Below are 17,373 nucleotides of genomic sequence, written 5' to 3'. Positions count from 1 at the left end.
CCGAATTCGTAAAGAGAAGCAAAGGCGCGATCCACCGTCGCGCCTTTGGATTAAAGCCCCGTCGAAGCCTCGATCTTGAACTGCGCCAGCGCGACGAACGGATCGGTCTTCAATTGCTGAAGCAGCTTGAGTGCCGGCACCTTGCCGACCGGCGTCAGCTTGAGCACCAACGTCTGCTGCGGCGTTTCGATGAACCGGGTGATCGCCTCCACGGCGCCTTCCGCATCGGGATTGGCCGCCGCAGCCTTTTCGCCATTGGTCTTGATCGCCTCCATGATCGCGCTGCGCGCCGCTTCGCGGCTGACGTTTTGGCTGCGTGCATATTGCCCGACCAGCAGGTCGACACCGCCGAGATCATGCAAGCTGAGCTCGACCGCGCCCGCCTCGATTTGCGCGGCCAGCGCAGCAGCCTGTTGCATATCAGGCGAAAATACCTCGCGTGGCACGCGGGCGAGCGAAAGGCGTGCAGATGCCTTCAGCACACCGCCGATCTCCACCTCCATCGGCTCCAGCGCGACTGCGTCTGATGGCTCGTGCCAGGCCGCGCCCAGATCAGCACCCAGCGCCACCGTGTCGATGCCGGCTGCGAGGAGCGGCAGCGCGGCCGGATTGGTCGCGTCGACGGGCGTGCTGATCTTTGCGGCGAGATGGGCTTCGGTCGGGATCGGTCCGACCAACCGGCCCCAATTGAGGCTGAAAGTATCGATGCTGATCGGCTTGTTGGTGTCCTTGTAGGGCGCGACGAAGTTCTTGAGTTCGGCCCCGCCAACCACCTGGAAGAATGCGAGCGCCTGGCCAGACGGCGGATTTGAGAGCGACGCCGAAAGACGCATGAGCTTGGCGAGATCGAGCGATTTGAGCGCGAAATGCTCGGCCCGTAATGGGCCTTTCGGCGTGCGCGCATCCAGGCCTTCCAGACCAAGATCGCCCCTTCCACTATCGATGTTGAGCTGAAGAGAGGAGAGCTTGATGGGGCCCTGCGGCGTATCGATCGAAATGCCGCTGACCTCGAAATTGCCGACGTGGAGTCCTTCGTAGAGCCCCGCAAGCCTTTCCATCATCTCGCGCGCCTGCGCTGGAGGCGGGGTCGTGCCCGCTGCCGGAAGCGCTGCCAGCAGGGCCGGCAACTGCAACCGCGATGGTCGCACCTCGACATCGTCAACCGCAATTCGATCGAGGTGCATGTGCACGCCTTGCTGCGACGTGATGTCGTAAGCGCCGGTCGAGATCTGCCGATAGACCCGGTAAGAGTGGTCGTCGTTGGCCTTCTCGGGATCGAGCACAGTCGCCGCCGCGGTCGCGTCGAGATCATGCAAAGTAAGATTGGCCAAAGTGCCGTCGATACTGTCGGCCTTGCCGGCGCTTTGGGTGTTGTATGCGAGAGCAGCCTTGTCCACCGTGGCAGTTGCGATCTTGCCATCCTTGATGCCCTGCATCGCGACCCCCGAATAGGTGAATTCACCTGCGAAGGGGATGTTTGCGCTCGATTTCACGACGGCGGACAGGCTGGGTACGGTGACCGAGGATGCGGTGACGCGGGCAAACTGGGCAATGGCGAATCGATAGAGGTCGATCGCCGAAGCCGACGCGGGCAACTGTGGGGGCTGCCGAGGGCCAGCATAGGCCGCCAACAGGAGCTTTGGCATCTTGTAGGTGTATTGCAGTTGCGAGCCGTTGAGGATGATCGCGAAGCTGATTTCGACGTCGGCGGCCTCAATCAGGTCAGCCGAGACGAGGGCGGCATCCGGTTGACCGACACCCGATGCCGTCAGGGACGCAATTTTTAGGCTGAGCGGCGGCTGCGCCGTCGACTCGGTCGCGATATCTGCAATAGCGAGGGTCCGTTTCCAGGGATCGTACGAAATCTTCCCGTGGCTCGCTTTGGCGCCTGCGCTGCGGAGCTGCTCGAACGCCGCCTCCACCTCGGTCGCGATCCGATGCTGCAAATAAGACTCAAAACCGAAATAACCCGCGACCGCCAATACCAGCGCGGCGATCAGTCCCGCCAGGATCTTCATCATTCCGTCAACTCCGGATTGCGCCGGGGGCATTTGCCACATTGTTGGGCGAACGGGTAGGGGATGGACGGCAGAGGCATGGTTTGCAGCTATGCCCAGTTGACTGCCGCGTCATCGAATGTTGCATGCAGACGGTTACACGTGCTTCACATCCGGCTCAACTTGCCGGAAAAGACGGTCCGGTTCTGGACTGCCAGTTCGGAGCCGGAAAGCGGGAGAATGTATGTCGTCCTATTCTGAAGATCTCCATTCCGCGGCGCTGGCCTATCATCGGCTGCCGCGGCCGGGAAAACTCGAAATTCAGGCGATCAAGCCGCTGGCCAACCAGCGCGACTTGGCGCTCGCCTATTCCCCGGGCGTTGCGGCCGCCTGTACGGAGATCGCCAAGGAGCCCGCCCAGGCGGCAGCGCTGACCGCGCGATCCAATCTGGTCGCGGTCGTCTCCAATGGCACCGCCGTGCTCGGGCTCGGCAATATCGGGCCGCTCGCCTCCAAGCCGGTGATGGAGGGCAAGGCCGTCCTGTTCAAGAAATTCGCGGGCATCGATGTTTTCGACATCGAAATCGCCGCCGACACGATCGAGCGTGTGGTGGAGACGGTGGCGGCACTGGAGCCGACATTTGGCGGCATCAATCTCGAGGACATCAAGGGTCCGGAATGTTTCGAGATCGAAGCGCGCCTGAAGGAGCGCATGAAGATTCCGGTCTTCCACGACGACCAGCATGGCACCGCTATCATCGTCGGCGCGGCGATCACCAATGCGTTACTGCTGAACGGCAAGAAGCTCTCGGATGTGAAGATCGTCGCATCGGGGGCCGGTGCGGCCGCGCTCGCCTGCCTCAACCTGCTCGTGTCGATGGGCGCGCAGCGCAAGAACATCTGGGTCTGCGACATCGAGGGCCTGGTTTACCAGGGCCGCAACACGCTGATGGACCGCTGGAAAGAGGTCTATGCGCAGAAGACCGACAAGCGGAAGCTTGCGGACGTGATCGGCGGCGCGGATATCTTCTTGGGCCTTTCAGCGCCAAACGTGCTGACGGCGGACATGGTCAAGCAGATGGCGGACCAGCCGCTGGTACTCGCGCTTGCCAATCCGATCCCGGAGATCATGCCCGATGAGGCGCGCGCGGCGCGGCCCGATGCCATGATCTGCACCGGCCGCTCGGATTTCCCCAACCAGGTCAACAACGTCCTCTGCTTTCCCTTCATCTTCCGCGGCGCGCTCGATGTCGGTGCCACCGCGATCAACGAAGAGATGAAGCATGCGGCGGTGGCTGCGATCGCGCAGTTGGCACGCGATGCACCATCGGACGTGGTCGCGCGCGGCTTTGACAGCACGGAGGTACAGGGGTTTGGGCCGGGCTCGCTGATCCCGAGCCCGTTCGATCCGCGGCTGATCCAGCGCATCGCGCCGGCGGTGGCGAAAGCCGCGATGGATTCCGGCGTCGCGACGCGGCCGATCAAGAATTTTGACGAATATACCGCTGGCCTCGAGCGTTTCGCATTCCGCTCCGGTCTCGTCATGAAGCCGGTGTTTGCGAAGGCCAAGACCCAGCCGGTCCGTGTCATCTATGCCGAAGGCGAGGATGAGCGGGTGTTGCGTGCCACCCAGCAGGTGCTCGAGGAAAAGCTGGCCAAGCCGATCCTGGTCGGGCGGCCGTCGGTGGTGGAAGCGCGCATCAAGCGGCTCGGGCTTTCGATCAAGGCGGGCAAGGATTTCGACCTCGTCAACCCCGAGGACGATCCGCGTTACCGCTCTTACGTGCAGTCTTACATCGAGGTCGCCGGCCGCCGCGGCGTCACGCCGGACGCCGCGCGCACGGTGGTGCGCACCAACGCGACTGTCATCGCGGCGCTTGCCGTGATCCGCGGCGAAGCCGATGCCATGATCTGCGGCGTCGAAGGGCGCTATATGAGCCATTTGCGCCACGTGCGCGAGATCATCGGCTGCGCATCCGGGATCAGCGACTTCGCGGCTCTCGGGCTCTTGATCACGGCCAAGGGCGCCTATTTCATCGCGGACACCGAGGTGCGCTCCAATCCGAGTGCGGAAGAGCTGGCCGAGATCGCGGCGCTGGCCGCCAACCACGTGCAGCGCTTCAATCTGAAGCCGAAGATCGCCTTCCTCTCGCATTCGGATTTCGGCAGCTACGACACCGAGTCCTCGCGCAAGGTGCGCCGCGCCACCGCACTTCTGAAGGAACATCATCCGGAGCTGGAGGCGGATGGCGAGATGCAGGGCGATACCGCGCTGTCGGAAGCCACGCGAAAGCTGGTCCTGCCGCACTCGCTGCTCGAAGGCGTAGCCAACATCATGATGATGCCGAATCTGGATGCCGCCAACGTGGCCCATCAGATGGTCAAGGTGCTGACGGACGCCGTCCCGGTCGGGCCGATCCTGATTGGACCCTCGCGCCCGGCCCATATTCTGACGCCGTCAGTGACCGCGCGTGGCATCCTCAACATGACCGCGGTTGCCGCTGTGGAGGCCCAGGAGCACGCTGGCCGGCAGCAGCCGGCCCTCTTCACCTGAAGGCCGGGATTCCCGACGGGCGGCTTTCGGGCGTGGGGGCGCGATTGGCGTTTGAAAAGCGTCAGCGGACCATCCATAATCCGCTTGCGCTTTTGTCGCGATCGATCCCGCGCCTGACACGCGTCTGACGAGGCCGACCATGCCAGCTCTAATTACTTTCGGGCGAGTTTTGTTTGCCGTGCTCTTCATCTATGTCGGCGCGACCAAGCTCTTCGCCATGCAGGCGACCGCCGATTTCATCGCAGGCAAGCTGGCGATTCCGGACCAGCTCGCCTCCTACGCGACGCAGATGGAAACGCTGACGGGCATGACCATGCCGCAGGTCCTTGCGATCGCCGCCGGTGCTTTCGAAGTCATCGCGGGATTGATGATCGCGCTCAATTTCGGCGTGCGTTTCTTCGCGATCATCTTGATGCTCTACATCGCCGCCTCGACCTTCTTCTTCTACGACTTCTGGAATCAATCGCCGCCCGAGAACGCCAAGACCGTGGTCGACGCGCTCAAGAATCTCTCGATCATCGGCGCTCTGTTCATCATCGCGGGTTACGGGAGAGGACCGCGCGCGGCCGAGCCGGCCTACGGGGACGTGTAGCGCCGGCTTCGCTCAACGCGGCCGACGCCAGGGCGTGACGGTGACGTCGTTGGCTGCGTCCAGCACTTGAGTCTCGCCGGCGGTCAGGCCGTGCGAGGCGAGAACCTGTTGCGGTGAGCGCGCGGGGACCCCGCCGAAGCACGGCTCGCCGCCGGGCAGTCGCACGCGGGCGACCTGTGACAGCCAGAACGTGTCATAGCGATCCATGAACAGGTCGAACACGCTGGGCCCGCCGATGACGGCGGCCGTGCCCGACGTCACGCCGGCCAGTTCGCAGGCTTCTTCGAAGCTGCAACCCGCCGGATTCCACAGGATCGCCTTGGGATTCGCGGCATCGGAGGCAAGCGAAGCGATCTTGCGGGTCAGGATGATCCGCTTCCGCTTGGGCGAATTGGGCTGATCTTCCTGCGAATTCCGGCCATGCACGATGAGAGCGGCGCGGTCGAGTGCCGCCGTGAAGAAGGCCTTGTCGGCATCGAATTTCAGTTCGTCCATCACGTGATCGGCGTTGGCAAGCATGCCGTCGGCCGAGATGATGACGTAGCCCTCGATGTGAAAGCCCGGCATGCGGGTCGCTCCCGACATCGGGTTATTTCCACTTGGCGCGGGTACGATAGACCTCTACGCTCGGTTGGGCCTCGTTGAAGATGTTCAATTTCGTGATCGACACGTGACAGGCGTCGACGCGTTCGTCGGCGAAGCACTTCTCGACGATCTCATCAAGCAGGGTTTCGAGCAGAGGGGTGTGCGGACGGTTTGGGAACTGCTTCAGAAAGTCCCTGATTCCGTCGTAGTCGATGTAGCCGAACTGCTCGAGGCGCCGATGCTCGAGCTTGGCGAACAGGGTGACATCGATCGAGAGCTTGTTGGGCCGTTCCGGGTGCTGCTCCCACGGATGTATGCCGCAGGAGGTCTCGACGACCACGTTCTTCAGCCGTACGATGACGTGGTCCGATTGCGCGAAGTTCATGACACCAGATTTAATCGCTCGTCAAGCAGGCGCCAAGCTCGGCTTGCGGGGTCTCGCGCAAGTGAAGACCGGGCATTGGCGTGCTGGCGGAAGCTCTTCAAGCCGCGGTCAAATCGGGCCGCGGCTTGGCGATCTTGCGGATAGCTACTGCGAGACGGTCGTCACGACGCTCGAGACCGGCCGCTGGCTCACGGTCGGGAGCTTGATGTCCTCCTTCTGGAGTTCCGCATCATACTGCGGCAGCGACTGCACCGGCGCCTTGGCGCGCATGGCCACGACCTTGTAGCCCTCGGCCTTCAGGCGGTGCAAAAGCTCGGGCAGGGCTTCCGCCGTGTGCTTGTGGAAGTCGTGCATCAGGATGATGCCTTTGCCGAGCTTGTCGAGCTTCTTGAAGGTGACGTCGATGACCTGCTGGGCGTTCTTCGCCTTGAAGTCGAAGGAGTCGAGGTCGCAGGAGAAGATCGCGATGTTGCGGGTCCCGAGATAGGTGACCATCTGCGGGGGATGCTGCAGCGCCGGGAAACGGAAGAAGGGTGCCGGCGAGATGCCGCCCAGCGCCCACTTCACCGCGCTGATGCCCTTCTCGATTTCGTCCTTGCGCTGATCGTCCGTGAGCTTCTTGTTGTTCAGGTTCGCGTGCGACCAGGTGTGGGTGCCGATGGTGTGGCCGGCAGCGTAAACCTGCTTGAGGATCTCGGGATAGTAGGTCGCATGCTTACCGATCGAGAAGAAGATGCCGGTAGTGCATTCGTCGGCCAGCGTCTTCAACACCGACGGCGTGTTCTCCGGCCACGGACCGTCGTCGAAGGTCAGCACTACCTCGTGGTCATGCAGGAAGTCGAGCTCCTTGAAATGTTCGAAGCCGAAGCCCGGTCCACCTGTGGTGTCGATCTCCACGGTGCGGCCGACACCGAGCGCATTGGGATTGTTACAGGGGGGTCGCGAGGGCTGGACCTGCTTGGGAGCGGGCGTTGCCGCGGCCTGCTGCTGTTGTGGCGCGGGTTGAGCGGGCGCGGCTTGTGGAGCCGCGGCGGGCTTGGGAGGGGCGCTCTGCGACCAAGCGACGCCAGGCGCACACAGCGAAACTGCGAAGATCAATCCTGCCGCTATACGCATCTTGCTTTTCCTCGATTTGCGCCGCTCAGCACGCGGCGACCTGTGCCGCTCGGCTAGGTGGCGCAAGCGCCGTCAGCCGGACCGTTTCACCCCGAAACATCATAGTCGGACCCGCGGCCAAGGCAACGATTCGAGGCTCGATTAGCCGAATTGTCGGTGGACCGGTTAACTAGACAGCTCCTCTTTCAGCCGTCGGCAAGCGTCCTGGCAATTGCCACTTTGATGCGGGTGTCGGTCGGTTCGACAGGCGATGCGAAAACGTCGGCAATGTAGCCGTCGCGGCCGATGAGATATTTGTGAAAGTTCCAACGCGGAACATCCTTGGGCCGCGCCTCGGCCGCCCATTTGTAGAAGGGATGCGCACTGGGCCCGATGACTACGGCCTTTGCGGCGATCGGAAAGGTAACGGCATATTGGTGGCGTGCCGTCTCCGCGATCTCGGCCGCGCCGCCGGGCTCCTGGCCACCGAAATCATTGGAGGGAACGCCGATCAATCCGAAGCCTCGATCGTGAAATTCGGTCCAGAGCTGCTGCAGCCCGGCATATTGGGGCGTGTAGCCGCACAGCGAGGCGGTGTTGACGACGAGCAGCGGGTGGCCGGTGTACTCAGCGAGCCGGATGTCTGCGCCCGATAGCGCCGGGAAGGAAAACGCGTAAGCGGTGATACGGCTCATCGCGGGGTCGGCGCGCGCGTTGTCGTTCCCCACGGAAGCGGCCAGCGCAGTGAAGGCGCCCGCGATCACGGTCCTGCGGTCGATCATGGCAGCCTCCCCGACAACTATCCGCCAAGATAGCCGAGCCGATCACCACCCGCCGCTCAAGAACGCGTTATATGTGGCACCAGGGCAGGGGCAACAGCGGCATGTAATAGCCGTTCCACTCGCAAACCGACTCCGGCCCGGTGCGCTTGAGCGCATACTTTATCGGCTCGGCCTGGCCGACCGCGATATGCAATGCCACCAGCGTCACGGCGATCGGATAGGCCCATTTGTGGAAGCGCAGATCGCGCAGGCGGTCGAGCAGGACGGCGCCGGCGAGGATGATCAGCGGATCGGTGAAAATGAAATACTCGGATTTCAGCCCGCGCCGCACGCCAAGCGTATCGATCGCGATCGCCGCGAGTATCAAGAGCAGCGACTGCAGCGCGGCGCGCTTTTCGCCGCGCCTGAAGGCATAGACGATGCCGGGAATGATCAGCCAGGTCAAAAACACGGTCGGTCGCGCGGAGGAGTGCAGGACGAAGGTGAAGCGCGCGAGGACAGACCCGAATCCCTGAAGCAGCAGCAGCAAGCCGGCGGCAGGGTTCGATCCGCTCGCGGCACTCGAGGTGCTGGAATCGGCGAACGTCAGCATCTTCTCGAGCGGATTGACCACGGCAATCACGTTGCTCGTGTTGTAATCGACATCAAGCAGGAGCAGCGCGAGGGCGGCCCCGGCGATGGCCGCGCAGATCGCGGTCAGCGTCTCCGCGGTGCTGATGCGCCACAGCACGGCATAGGCGATCATGCAGACGCCGATGAGAAGGGCGAGGGCGGCTTGATAGATCCCGTAGCGGCCTAGGAGCAGCGGATGGAATTCCGTTGCGTCCAGCAGGTGGCGATCGAAACCGGTTGCCAGCAGTGGCCACGCGACCCACGCCGTGGCGAGCGCGATCGCGCCGGCGAATGCGGCCGCAACCCAGCTCCAGCGCGTATTTTGCCAGAAGGAAACGCTCGTGCTTCGCGCGCCGCCAAAGGGCAGGATCACGACCGGAAGCACGCCCACCAACAGGATCGCCTGTACCTTGTTCTCCAGCCCCAGCACGCAAAGAGCGGCCGCGAGCGCAATCGCGAGCGGACGCCATGCACTGGCGCGACGCCCGCTGGCGATCAGGATCATCAGTGCGAAAATGACGGGACAGGCCGCGAGCAGCTCGCTGCGCAGAATCCGCGAATGGACGGCAATGCCGCCGGACAAGGCGAAAGCCAGCACGGCCAGGATGGCGACGCGCCAGTCGCGTACGATCAAGCGCATGAGGCCTGCGAAGATCAGGACGCAGCAGATCGCGATCAGGAAAGCGAGCACGCGTCCAGCCCGCACGGCCGCCGTCATCGTGACATCGAAAGCTGCGACGTCGCTCGCCTTCGGAATCGCCGGCAGCGTATAGGCATCGAGCAGGCCCGCGCCGTGCAGCAGGCGGAACCATGACTTGACCGCGAGGATGGTGAGATAAGCGGTGTGATCGAAGAAATGCTGCGGCTTGCCATCGTTCATGACAAGCGCGTTGTAGATCACCATGAAGTCCATGTCGGCGTTGCGCCAGTAGACGAGCGCGTAGCCGAAGAGGAGGAATGACGCGGCAAGGCCAGCGAGGATCGCGGCCAGGCCCTTGCTCCAGCCGAGCGGAGTGAGCCGGTCGAAGGCATCATCGGTGACATCGGATCGCGGCGCGGCCGTCTCGGCGGGCGTGGAAAGCTGGGTCATACGGGGCATGTTTTAGCCGACCCGCTTCGATAAAGCGACCGCAGCGCGATGGCCTGGCAATCATGCTGTCCGCGCGCTTCGCTTTTCTCGGTTCCCGCCCAGCGCAGCGCGGCCCTTTGGACCCGCAGCATGGGTCTTACTGCGTCAGTAACCCTCATGGTGAGGAGGCGCGAATGCGCCGTCTCGAACCATGAGGCCCGGATGCCGGCCTCATCCTTCAAGACGCGTGCTGCACAGGCTCTTCAAGATGAGGGCCTAGATCTGCTTATGACGCGGTAGGACTAGCGCAGGGAGACGATGAAATCCGTGCCTTCGCCGGTTTCGCCCTGATTGATACCCTGATCGGAAACGATGATCGAACTGCCTGTCGTGAGCGCCTCGGCGATGCGAGCCATCACGTCGGCGGGCACGGCGATTCGGTCCAGCGCCTCGGCCGGGCTGTCCGGGATCGGCAACGGCTTGGCCTCGTCCGCAACCGGCCGCGCGCCCTTGCGGTGCGTCTGCGCGCGCTCGTTCTCGCGCAGGAGGCTGCGCGAGGAGACCGGCAGCGAGACCACCGTCCAGTGCAGCACGTTGGCGTCGGTCTTGTCGACCACGGCAGTGAACACATGCGTGCCGAGCGGGCGGTCGCTTGGCGCGATCGTCACGGCGACATCAAAGAGCGGCGCAAAATTCTGTCGCACATAGAGCTTGGAGTCCTTGCGGCTGACGAACACCGCGATCTGGCCGGCGCGCTTGGCGATCTCCACCCTTGCGGCCGGAGCTTTTGCCGCGTCGGGCGGGCGGGTCTGATCCTTACCGGCATCGCTGCCGGGCGTGGTGTCCGTGGCCGCAGCCGGCTTGCCATTCTCACTCGGCGCAGCCGTAGCCGGATTGGTCGCATCGGGTTTGGCGTCGTCCAGCTTTGGCGCTGCCGCCTTTACGGCTTCCCCTTTCGCGTCAGCGGGATCGGCCTGGCGTGCGGCCCCCGCGGTCTCGGGCTTGGTAGTATGACTGTCGGCATTCGTGGCGGCGTCCGCTTGCTCGGCGTGGACCTCCGAGCTCGCCGCCGCATTGGCAAGTTCGACTACATCGCCTCTTGGCGCCAAAGATGCGTCCGACATTGTAACGGAGACCTCGCCGGTCCCCGCATCGCCGGTGGCGTCGGCCGTGCGGGTCTTTTCACCGGGCGTCGTGTCCACCTTCATGCCGTGACCGACAGTGGATCGCAGCTCGAGCGCAACCTCGGTTGGCTTGCCTTCGACCGCGCCCTTGTCGGCCTTCGCGGCTAGCGGATCGCTGCTGTCAGTCCCCGTGGACGATGCCGATTGCAGCGGGACTTTCAGGCTGGGGAGCAGGGGATGCGAGAAGCTCTCGGGCACCAGCTCGCCTGGCGTGACGAACACGCGCGCACCGAGCCGGGTCCAATTCCACATCTTGATCGCGAACGCCTCGGGCATGCGGATGCAGCCATGCGAAGCCGGATAGCCCGGCAGCACGCCGGCATGCAAAGCAACGCCGGACCAGGTGATCCGCTGCATATACGGCATCGGCGCGCCGCTATAGATGTTGGAGTGATGCCATTTGTGCTTCTGGATGACGCTGAACACGCCCATCGGGGTTGGGTGGCCCCGCATGCCCGTTGATACCGGTGCCTGTGCGAAGAAGCCGTTCGCGTCGTAGATCTTCACCTGTTGCTTGTTGATCGAGACCGCGATGATCAGAGGTGCTTGCGGTTTGGCCGCGGCGTCCTTTTCGGCAACATCCTTCCTGACGGGGTGCGGTGTCCTCGGTCGTCGCGGCTGAACCGCGGGCTCAGGCCGGTAGTAGTAGCCAGGATCATACTCGCGCCAATAATAAACCGCAGCGTCCGCGTGAGAGGTCGTGCCGACGGCTCCGGTGGCGGCCAGCGCAGCCGCCCGCCAAAATCGCGGGCTTGCCAGATCAGCAATCAAATCCCGATGGAAGCCCACGTGCAATACCCTCAAACTCCGACCGCTCTATGCGGTTTGTTGTTGCAGACGCAAAACGCGTTCATGGCGTAACGGTTCGAATCTTCGCGAGTTTGCGCGCGGAGCGTAGCAAAAAAGCCTCACATTCAGTTAATTGACGCTTACCCCTTTGGCGTTCGTGGCAAGACGTTCGTGTCAAGACTTGGCGCGCTTAAATGGCAAAAGCGCGGCCACGGACCTTGTTTGCGATCTAAGGCTGGTCCAAAACGCGCTCTCAAGCCGGACGCAATGACGTGCGCAAATCTATGATTTAGTGCTGTTTTTCGATTCGACCTGCGGATGGCACGCGGCCGTACGGCGTCAGCGCCTTGAGATCGGCAGACCCGGAGATTCCAATGACTTCACGAGCTGTAACCAAATTTAACAGCGGTTTGAGCAGGCTCGCCCTGCTGCTGCCGCTCCTGTTCACATTTTCGTTTTCTGCAGCGCGCGCCGCCGACGAGCCCGACCTGATCTTTCGCCGCTCGACGGTGTTCAAGCTGATGAGCCCGAACGACAAGCTCGCGACCTACGGCATCGACGATCCGGAGGTGGAGGGGGTCGCCTGCCATTTCACCGTGCCGGAGAAGGGCGGCTTCACGGGTTGGCTCGGGCTCGCCGAACAAGTCTCGGATGTTTCGCTGGCCTGCCGCCAGATCGGTCCGATCCGCTTCAAGCACAAGCTGGAGCAGGCCGAGGACATGTTTCGGCAGCGCCGCTCGATGTTCTTCAAGAAGATGCAAATCGTTCGCGGCTGCGACGCCAAGCGCAACGTGCTGGTGTATATGGTCTATTCCGACAAGCTGATCGAAGGCTCGCCGAAGAACTCGACCTCGACCGTGCCGATCATGCCCTGGGGAGCCGCCGACAGCACCGTGCAGAAGTGCGGCGACTTTATCCAGTGACGCGTGAGGTGGGGGCGCAGCCCTTGCTGGTTATTGGCACGAACGAGAGATGGCGACCGACAGATCGGCTCGCCTTCTATTTCTTCTTCGGTCCGAGGCGAGGCACGCATCTGCGGGCAGGGACAACACCGGTCGGCGACATTTTTGCACCGGAGACTTCCTTGACCTCGCCGGCGGGGCAGGTACCGTCATCGACCAGAACACGTTGCCCCAGTCGCAAGCTGACGATGTCCTGCTCACGTCCGACATACTGCGCATGAGCAGGTCGCGCGAGCGCGGCGAGCGCCAGAGCGAGCGCGGTGACGTGGCAAAGGCGGGCGCATAACGGCAGCATCATGACGGGGCCAAGCATCCAGCTTCGAGTGTCCAGCTTGCGGGCTGTGACTGTAGGGACGGGCTTCTGATTCTGAAAGAGAGCGAAAGGCCGCCCGACTTCCCGTAGGACGTGAGTTGATACGGCGGCAATAGGAACAGGGCGCAGATGAACAGCGAAACCACACAGAGGATCCTCGAGGCAGTCGATGCGGCTTTCGACGCACAGCTCGCGACGACGCGCGATTTTGTTGCGATCCCCTCGACCCGTGGTGCGGAGGGCCCATGCCAGGACATGATCGGCGATCTCCTGCGCGAACGCGGTTATGAGGTCGACGATTGGCATATCAATCTCGACGATCTGAAGGACCTGCGCGGCTTCGGACCTGTCGAACACGATTTCTCCAAGGCACGTACCGTCGTCGGCACCTACCGGCCCGCCACCGCCGCAGGAAAATCGCTGATCCTGCAGGGCCATTGCGATGTCGTGCCGGCGGGCCCGCTCGACATGTGGGAGACGCCGCCATTTTCGCCGGTGATCAGGGACGGCAAGATGTATGGGCGCGGCGCCTGCGACATGAAGTCGGGGACGATCGGCGCGCTGTACGCGCTCGACGCGATCAAGGCCGCGGGCTTCAAGCCGACGGCGCGGATTCACTTTCAATCCGTGATCGAGGAAGAGAGCACGGGCGTCGGCGCGCTCTCGACCTTGCAGCGTGGCTATCGGGCGGATGCCTGCTTCATCCCCGAGCCGACCGGCGGCAAGATGGTGCGCTCGCAGGTTGGCGTGATCTGGTTTCGCCTGAAGGTGCGCGGCCATCCGGCGCATGTGTTCGAGGCAGGCATCGGCGCCAATGCCATTACCGCGGCCTATCATCTGATCGGCGCGTTGCAGAAGCTGGAAGCCGAATGGAACGAGCGCGCCGAGAGCGACCGCCATTTCAAAGCGCTCACCCATCCGATCAATTTCAACCCCGGCATCATCAGGGGCGGCGACTGGGCGTCCAGCGTGCCGGCCTGGTGCGACGTCGACTGCCGCATTGCGGTCCTGCCGGGCTGGTCGATTGCAGAGGCGCAGAACGAGATTCTCGCCTGCGTTGCGGCGGCCGCGCGCGATCACCGTTTCCTCTCTAACAATCCGCCTGATGTGGAATGGTCGGGTTTCCTCTCCGAAGGCTATGAGCTGAAGGACTCCGCAGAGCCCGAAGCCGCGTTCGGCAAGGCCTATGCAGCGGTCTACGGGGGCGAGGTCGAGGACCTCGTGTTCACCGCGCTGACCGATACGCGCTTCTACGGCTTGAACTACAATATCCCGAGCCTGTGTTTCGGCGCGGCCGGCGCGGCCATGCACGGCTTCAACGAATATGTCGACCTGCAGAGCTTGCGCAAATCGACCAAGGCGACCGCGCTGTTCATCGCCGAGTGGTGCGGGGTGGAGAAGGCGTAAGACGCGGAGCGCGCGTCACCGCGATGACATTGTGGGGTGAAGTGTTTGTCAGGTTGGCGGACGAGGGCGTAGAAAATCGCACGAAAGAATGGCGCAGAATATCTACGACAATCCCGAGTTCTTCACCGGATACAGCCAGCTCGCGCGTTCAGTTCATGGGCTCGAGGGCGCGCCGGAATGGCCCTCCATTCGCGCGCTGTTGCCGGATCTCCGCGAAAAACGTGTCGTCGATCTGGGTTGCGGCTTTGGCTGGTTTGCCCGGTGGGCAAGGGAACATGGGGCAGCATGTGTGCTCGGGCTTGACGTTTCCGAGAACATGATCGCCCGCGCCAAAGCGTCGACCAACGACGACGATATTCGCTATGCGATCGCCGATCTCGAAAAGATCGAATTGCCCGAAGCAAGCTTTGACTTTGCTTACAGCTCGCTTGCTCTTCACTACATCGAGGATTTCGCCAGACTGGTGAGGAGCGTGCACCGCTCGCTGGTTCCGGGCGCATGCTTCATTTTCAGCATAGAACATCCGATTTATATGGCTCCAACGCAACCTGGCTGGTCCGTTGGTAACGATGGCCGCAGGACGTGGCCAGTCAATCGCTACGCCGTTGAAGGACCTCGCAGGACGGACTGGTTTGTAAAGGGCGTACTGAAGCAGCACCGCACGATCGGAACGACGTTGAACACGTTGATAGACGCGGGATTTCTGGTGAGGCACGTCGAAGAATGGGCCCCCACAGCTGAACAGCTCGCTGCGCAACCCGATTTGGCTGACGAGGTGGAGCGGCCGATGATGCTGATCGTTTCAGCCCAGCGCTAGGCGGGCCGTTGTTCAGACGGCGTAAGCCGGCACTAGCCCGATTAAGCGCAGCGATGTCCGGGATGGCTCGCGCATGAAAACCCGGTGCTGCCCTCATCCGGGCCACGCTTCGCTGTCGCTCACCCAGCAGGCACCGATCGGCAGGTTTGGGCGCCGCTTTCGGACATCAACCTGCGCGACGCGCAAAGAGTAGCGTAGCTCCCAGTCCGCACATGATGGCGCCCGACGCCTGTCGCGTCCTGGCGATGAACGACGGTCGCCTTGTAAGCCCGGCTCGCGCTTTCGCGGCGCAATAGGTCACGACCAAATCAACGCTGGTGTTGAGCGCAACCGAGATGACCCCGAGGACGATGAACTGCGTGGCGACGTTCGCGGCGGGGTCGACGAACTGCGGGATGAAGGCGAGAAAGAATGCGGCCGTCTTCGGGTTCAGCGCCTCGACGAGGATGCCTTCGCGAATGGCCCGGCGCACCCCGGTTGTCTGCACCTTATTTGGTTCGGCGAGGCGCGCTCCGCGCCACGTCTTGAGCCCGAGCCAGATGAGATACAGGGCTCCCGCGATCTTCAGCAAAGTGAAGGCTTTCGCACTTGCCATTACGAGCGCGGATAGGCCGACGGCGCCGCCGAGAACGTGGACGAGGCCGCCGAGACCCAGACCGACGCTCGATGCCAACCCTTCCGTTCTGCCGCCGGCCAGCGTTCGCGCCACGATGTAGAAGATACCTGGCCCCGGCGTGATCGCCACAAGCAGCGCGGCTGCCAAGAACAGGAGCAAGATCTGGAAACTGGGCATCGCTCACCGATAATCGCTTCACCCTACGAAATCTACATGCGGATCAGTAGGATAATCCCGGGGAGTTCGCCCGGGAAAATCCGGATGTCGCTTGCGGTCATCCGGGCGACGCTTGCTATTCCCATTTCGTAATGTAAGCCCTAGCCCGGTCCGTTTCCGCCACGCGGATCGTCAACGAAAGCCCCGCTTGGGTGGGGGCGTAGAAGTAGAAGAAGGGAGTGAAAGGGAGAGCATGGCGCGCAACATTCTGATCCTTGGGGCCTCGTACGGCTCCCTGCTGGGGACGAAGCTCTTGATGGCAGGTCACAACGTGACCCTGGTTTGCCGCAAGAAGACGGCGGAGCTTATCAACCGCGATGGCACCGAAGTTCGCATCAAGCTGCGCGACGAGGCGGTTCACCGGGCCATCTTTTCACGCGATCTGCCCGGCAACTTGGATGCGACGACGCCCGCTGACGTCGACGTCTCCCGCTATGATCTGGTTGCGCTTGCGATGCAGGAACCGCAATACGCCAATCACACCGTTCGCGTTCTGATGGTCAAAATCGCCGAGGCGGGGCTGCCTTGTCTTTCGATCATGAACATGCCGCCCTTGCCCTACCTCAAGCGGATTCCGGCATTGGCGGACATGAATCTCGAGGAGGCCTATACCAATGCGCAGGTGTGGGAACGTTTCAAGCCGGGATTGGTGACGCTCTGCTCGCCTGATCCGCAGGCCTTCCGTCCGCCGGAAGAGGCGGCGAATGTCCTTCATGTCGGGCTGCCGACAAACTTCAAGGCGGCGACATTTGCAGATGAGCAGCACAACAAAGTGCTTCGGGAGCTGGAAGCGGACATCGATGCAGTGACATTGGACGGCCAGGACGTGCCGGTGAAGCTCAAAGTATTCGACTCGCTGTTCGTCCCGCTGGCCAAATGGTCGATGCTACTCACCGGGAATTACCGCTGTATCACGCTGCACGAGCCGCAGTCGATCCGTGACGCCGTGCACGGCGATCTAAAGCTCTCGCAGTCCATCTACGAGCATGTCGACACTGTCGCTCGGCGTTTGGGGGCGGAGGCGAAGGATCAGGTTCCTTTCGAGAAATATGCCAAAGCGGCGGAAAGCCTGCTCAAACCCTCATCGGCGGCGCGGGCGGTGGCCAGTGGAGCGCCCTTCATCGAGCGGGTCGACCTGCTGGTGAAGTTGATCTCGCATCAGCTTCGCATGCCCAACGTCGAGATCGACCGCACGGTCGAGACCGTCGATCAGAAACTGAACGAGCGGATCGTGCCGGGCGGATCCGGTTCATTGTGAGATACGCCATCGCAGTTCGTGAAGGGGCGCGCCACGGCCGATGAAGATGGGCACCATATTGTTTCGCCTGGCGCTATGATGAACCATCCGAATTTGCGAAAGGGCCATCCCAACTTCGCTGTGCCTTCTCGGAAACACTA

At 62.7% G+C, this 17,373-nt stretch carries 15 protein-coding genes; 6 read left to right on the top strand and 9 right to left on the bottom strand.

What is annotated here, in order from left to right; all coding sequences use genetic code 11:
* Nucleotides 1–50: 50 nt before the first annotated feature.
* Nucleotides 51–2,021 (bottom strand): aq_1923 C-terminal domain, encoded by a 1,971-nt coding sequence (locus F758_RS0124100; RefSeq protein ID WP_024510274.1) that lies wholly within the window; start codon nt 2,019–2,021, stop codon nt 51–53.
* A 220-nt stretch (nt 2,022–2,241) separates the two neighbouring features.
* Here F758_RS0124100 and F758_RS0124095 point away from each other — a divergent pair, with 220 nt between their 5' ends.
* Nucleotides 2,242–4,551 carry an NADP-dependent malic enzyme gene (locus F758_RS0124095; protein WP_024510273.1) on the top strand — a complete coding sequence of 770 codons (2,310 nt, stop codon included), beginning with the start codon at nt 2,242–2,244 and terminating at the stop codon, nt 4,549–4,551.
* A 139-nt stretch (nt 4,552–4,690) separates the two neighbouring features.
* Entirely contained in the window at nt 4,691–5,143 is a 453-nt protein-coding gene (locus F758_RS0124090; protein WP_024510272.1) for a DoxX family protein, read from the top strand.
* A 12-nt stretch (nt 5,144–5,155) separates the two neighbouring features.
* Here the strand turns inward: F758_RS0124090 and F758_RS0124085 are convergent, their stop codons facing one another.
* From F758_RS0124085 to F758_RS0124060, 6 genes are all read right to left on the bottom strand, one after another.
* Nucleotides 5,156–5,728 (bottom strand): dihydrofolate reductase family protein, encoded by a 573-nt coding sequence (locus tag F758_RS0124085; protein ID WP_035722889.1) that lies wholly within the window; start codon nt 5,726–5,728, stop codon nt 5,156–5,158.
* 4 nt (nt 5,729–5,732) lie between these two features.
* Nucleotides 5,733–6,113, bottom strand: a complete 381-nt coding sequence (locus F758_RS0124080; protein WP_024510270.1) for a dihydroneopterin aldolase — start codon at nt 6,111–6,113, stop codon at nt 5,733–5,735.
* Nucleotides 6,114–6,257: 144 nt separating this feature from the next.
* The gene (locus F758_RS44460; protein ID WP_024510269.1) at nt 6,258–7,229 is read right to left on the bottom strand and encodes a polysaccharide deacetylase family protein; all 972 of its coding nucleotides are present in this window, start codon (nt 7,227–7,229) and stop codon (nt 6,258–6,260) included.
* 185 nt (nt 7,230–7,414) lie between these two features.
* Nucleotides 7,415–7,990: a glutathione peroxidase gene (locus tag F758_RS0124070; protein ID WP_024510268.1), complete on the bottom strand. Its 576-nt coding sequence runs from the start codon at nt 7,988–7,990 to the stop codon at nt 7,415–7,417.
* Between the two features lie 67 nt (nt 7,991–8,057).
* Nucleotides 8,058–9,692 carry a hypothetical protein gene (locus F758_RS0124065; protein ID WP_024510267.1) on the bottom strand — a complete coding sequence of 545 codons (1,635 nt, stop codon included), beginning with the start codon at nt 9,690–9,692 and terminating at the stop codon, nt 8,058–8,060.
* A 281-nt stretch (nt 9,693–9,973) separates the two neighbouring features.
* Nucleotides 9,974–11,644, bottom strand: coding sequence for a L,D-transpeptidase family protein (locus F758_RS0124060; protein WP_024510266.1), 1,671 nt, complete (start codon nt 11,642–11,644; stop codon nt 9,974–9,976).
* Between the two features lie 374 nt (nt 11,645–12,018).
* On the opposite strand from F758_RS0124060, the gene F758_RS0124055 reads away from it, so the two are divergent.
* Nucleotides 12,019–12,567: a CreA family protein gene (locus F758_RS0124055; protein WP_024510265.1), complete on the top strand. Its 549-nt coding sequence runs from the start codon at nt 12,019–12,021 to the stop codon at nt 12,565–12,567.
* A gap of 76 nt (nt 12,568–12,643) precedes the next feature.
* Here the strand turns inward: F758_RS0124055 and F758_RS48065 are convergent, their stop codons facing one another.
* Nucleotides 12,644–12,901, bottom strand: coding sequence for a DUF6719 family protein (locus tag F758_RS48065; RefSeq protein WP_502689176.1), 258 nt, complete (start codon nt 12,899–12,901; stop codon nt 12,644–12,646).
* A 147-nt stretch (nt 12,902–13,048) separates the two neighbouring features.
* On the opposite strand from F758_RS48065, the gene F758_RS0124045 reads away from it, so the two are divergent.
* Nucleotides 13,049–14,326 carry an ArgE/DapE family deacylase gene (locus F758_RS0124045; RefSeq protein WP_024510263.1) on the top strand — a complete coding sequence of 426 codons (1,278 nt, stop codon included), beginning with the start codon at nt 13,049–13,051 and terminating at the stop codon, nt 14,324–14,326.
* Nucleotides 14,327–14,414: 88 nt separating this feature from the next.
* A complete protein-coding gene (locus F758_RS0124040; protein ID WP_024510262.1) occupies nt 14,415–15,143 on the top strand; it encodes a class I SAM-dependent methyltransferase in 729 nt (242 codons plus the stop codon).
* A gap of 166 nt (nt 15,144–15,309) precedes the next feature.
* Here the strand turns inward: F758_RS0124040 and F758_RS0124035 are convergent, their stop codons facing one another.
* Complete coding sequence (locus tag F758_RS0124035) at nt 15,310–15,936, bottom strand: LysE family translocator (RefSeq protein WP_024510261.1); 627 nt, start codon at nt 15,934–15,936, stop codon at nt 15,310–15,312.
* A 232-nt stretch (nt 15,937–16,168) separates the two neighbouring features.
* Here F758_RS0124035 and F758_RS0124030 point away from each other — a divergent pair, with 232 nt between their 5' ends.
* Nucleotides 16,169–17,233, top strand: a complete 1,065-nt coding sequence (locus tag F758_RS0124030) for a ketopantoate reductase family protein (protein WP_024510260.1) — start codon at nt 16,169–16,171, stop codon at nt 17,231–17,233.
* Nucleotides 17,234–17,373: the final 140 nt, after the last annotated feature.

It is taken from the genome of Bradyrhizobium sp. ARR65, from assembly GCF_000472385.1.
In the GTDB taxonomy this organism is placed as follows: domain Bacteria; phylum Pseudomonadota; class Alphaproteobacteria; order Rhizobiales; family Xanthobacteraceae; genus Bradyrhizobium.
The sequence above is the reverse complement of the archived record's forward strand: the minus strand, read 5'-3'. Positions and strand labels throughout refer to the sequence as shown.

What these genes read in the sequence shown, in the direction of transcription:
- F758_RS0124035 (WP_024510261.1), bottom strand. Translation starts at nt 15,936, where the DNA reads ATGCCCAGTTTCCAGATCTTGCTCCTGTTCTTGGCAGCCGCGCTGCTT.
- F758_RS0124065 (WP_024510267.1), bottom strand. Translation starts at nt 9,692, where the DNA reads ATGACCCAGCTTTCCACGCCCGCCGAGACGGCCGCGCCGCGATCCGAT.
- F758_RS0124080 (WP_024510270.1), bottom strand. Translation starts at nt 6,113, where the DNA reads ATGAACTTCGCGCAATCGGACCACGTCATCGTACGGCTGAAGAACGTG.
- F758_RS0124030 (WP_024510260.1), top strand. Translation starts at nt 16,169, where the DNA reads ATGGCGCGCAACATTCTGATCCTTGGGGCCTCGTACGGCTCCCTGCTG.
- F758_RS48065 (WP_502689176.1), bottom strand. Translation starts at nt 12,901, where the DNA reads ATGCTGCCGTTATGCGCCCGCCTTTGCCACGTCACCGCGCTCGCTCTG.
- F758_RS0124090 (WP_024510272.1), top strand. Translation starts at nt 4,691, where the DNA reads ATGCCAGCTCTAATTACTTTCGGGCGAGTTTTGTTTGCCGTGCTCTTC.
- F758_RS0124100 (WP_024510274.1), bottom strand. Translation starts at nt 2,021, where the DNA reads ATGATGAAGATCCTGGCGGGACTGATCGCCGCGCTGGTATTGGCGGTC.
- F758_RS0124070 (WP_024510268.1), bottom strand. Translation starts at nt 7,990, where the DNA reads ATGATCGACCGCAGGACCGTGATCGCGGGCGCCTTCACTGCGCTGGCC.
- F758_RS0124095 (WP_024510273.1), top strand. Translation starts at nt 2,242, where the DNA reads ATGTCGTCCTATTCTGAAGATCTCCATTCCGCGGCGCTGGCCTATCAT.
- F758_RS0124055 (WP_024510265.1), top strand. Translation starts at nt 12,019, where the DNA reads ATGACTTCACGAGCTGTAACCAAATTTAACAGCGGTTTGAGCAGGCTC.
- F758_RS0124040 (WP_024510262.1), top strand. Translation starts at nt 14,415, where the DNA reads ATGGCGCAGAATATCTACGACAATCCCGAGTTCTTCACCGGATACAGC.
- F758_RS0124045 (WP_024510263.1), top strand. Translation starts at nt 13,049, where the DNA reads ATGAACAGCGAAACCACACAGAGGATCCTCGAGGCAGTCGATGCGGCT.
- F758_RS44460 (WP_024510269.1), bottom strand. Translation starts at nt 7,229, where the DNA reads ATGCGTATAGCGGCAGGATTGATCTTCGCAGTTTCGCTGTGTGCGCCT.
- F758_RS0124085 (WP_035722889.1), bottom strand. Translation starts at nt 5,728, where the DNA reads ATGTCGGGAGCGACCCGCATGCCGGGCTTTCACATCGAGGGCTACGTC.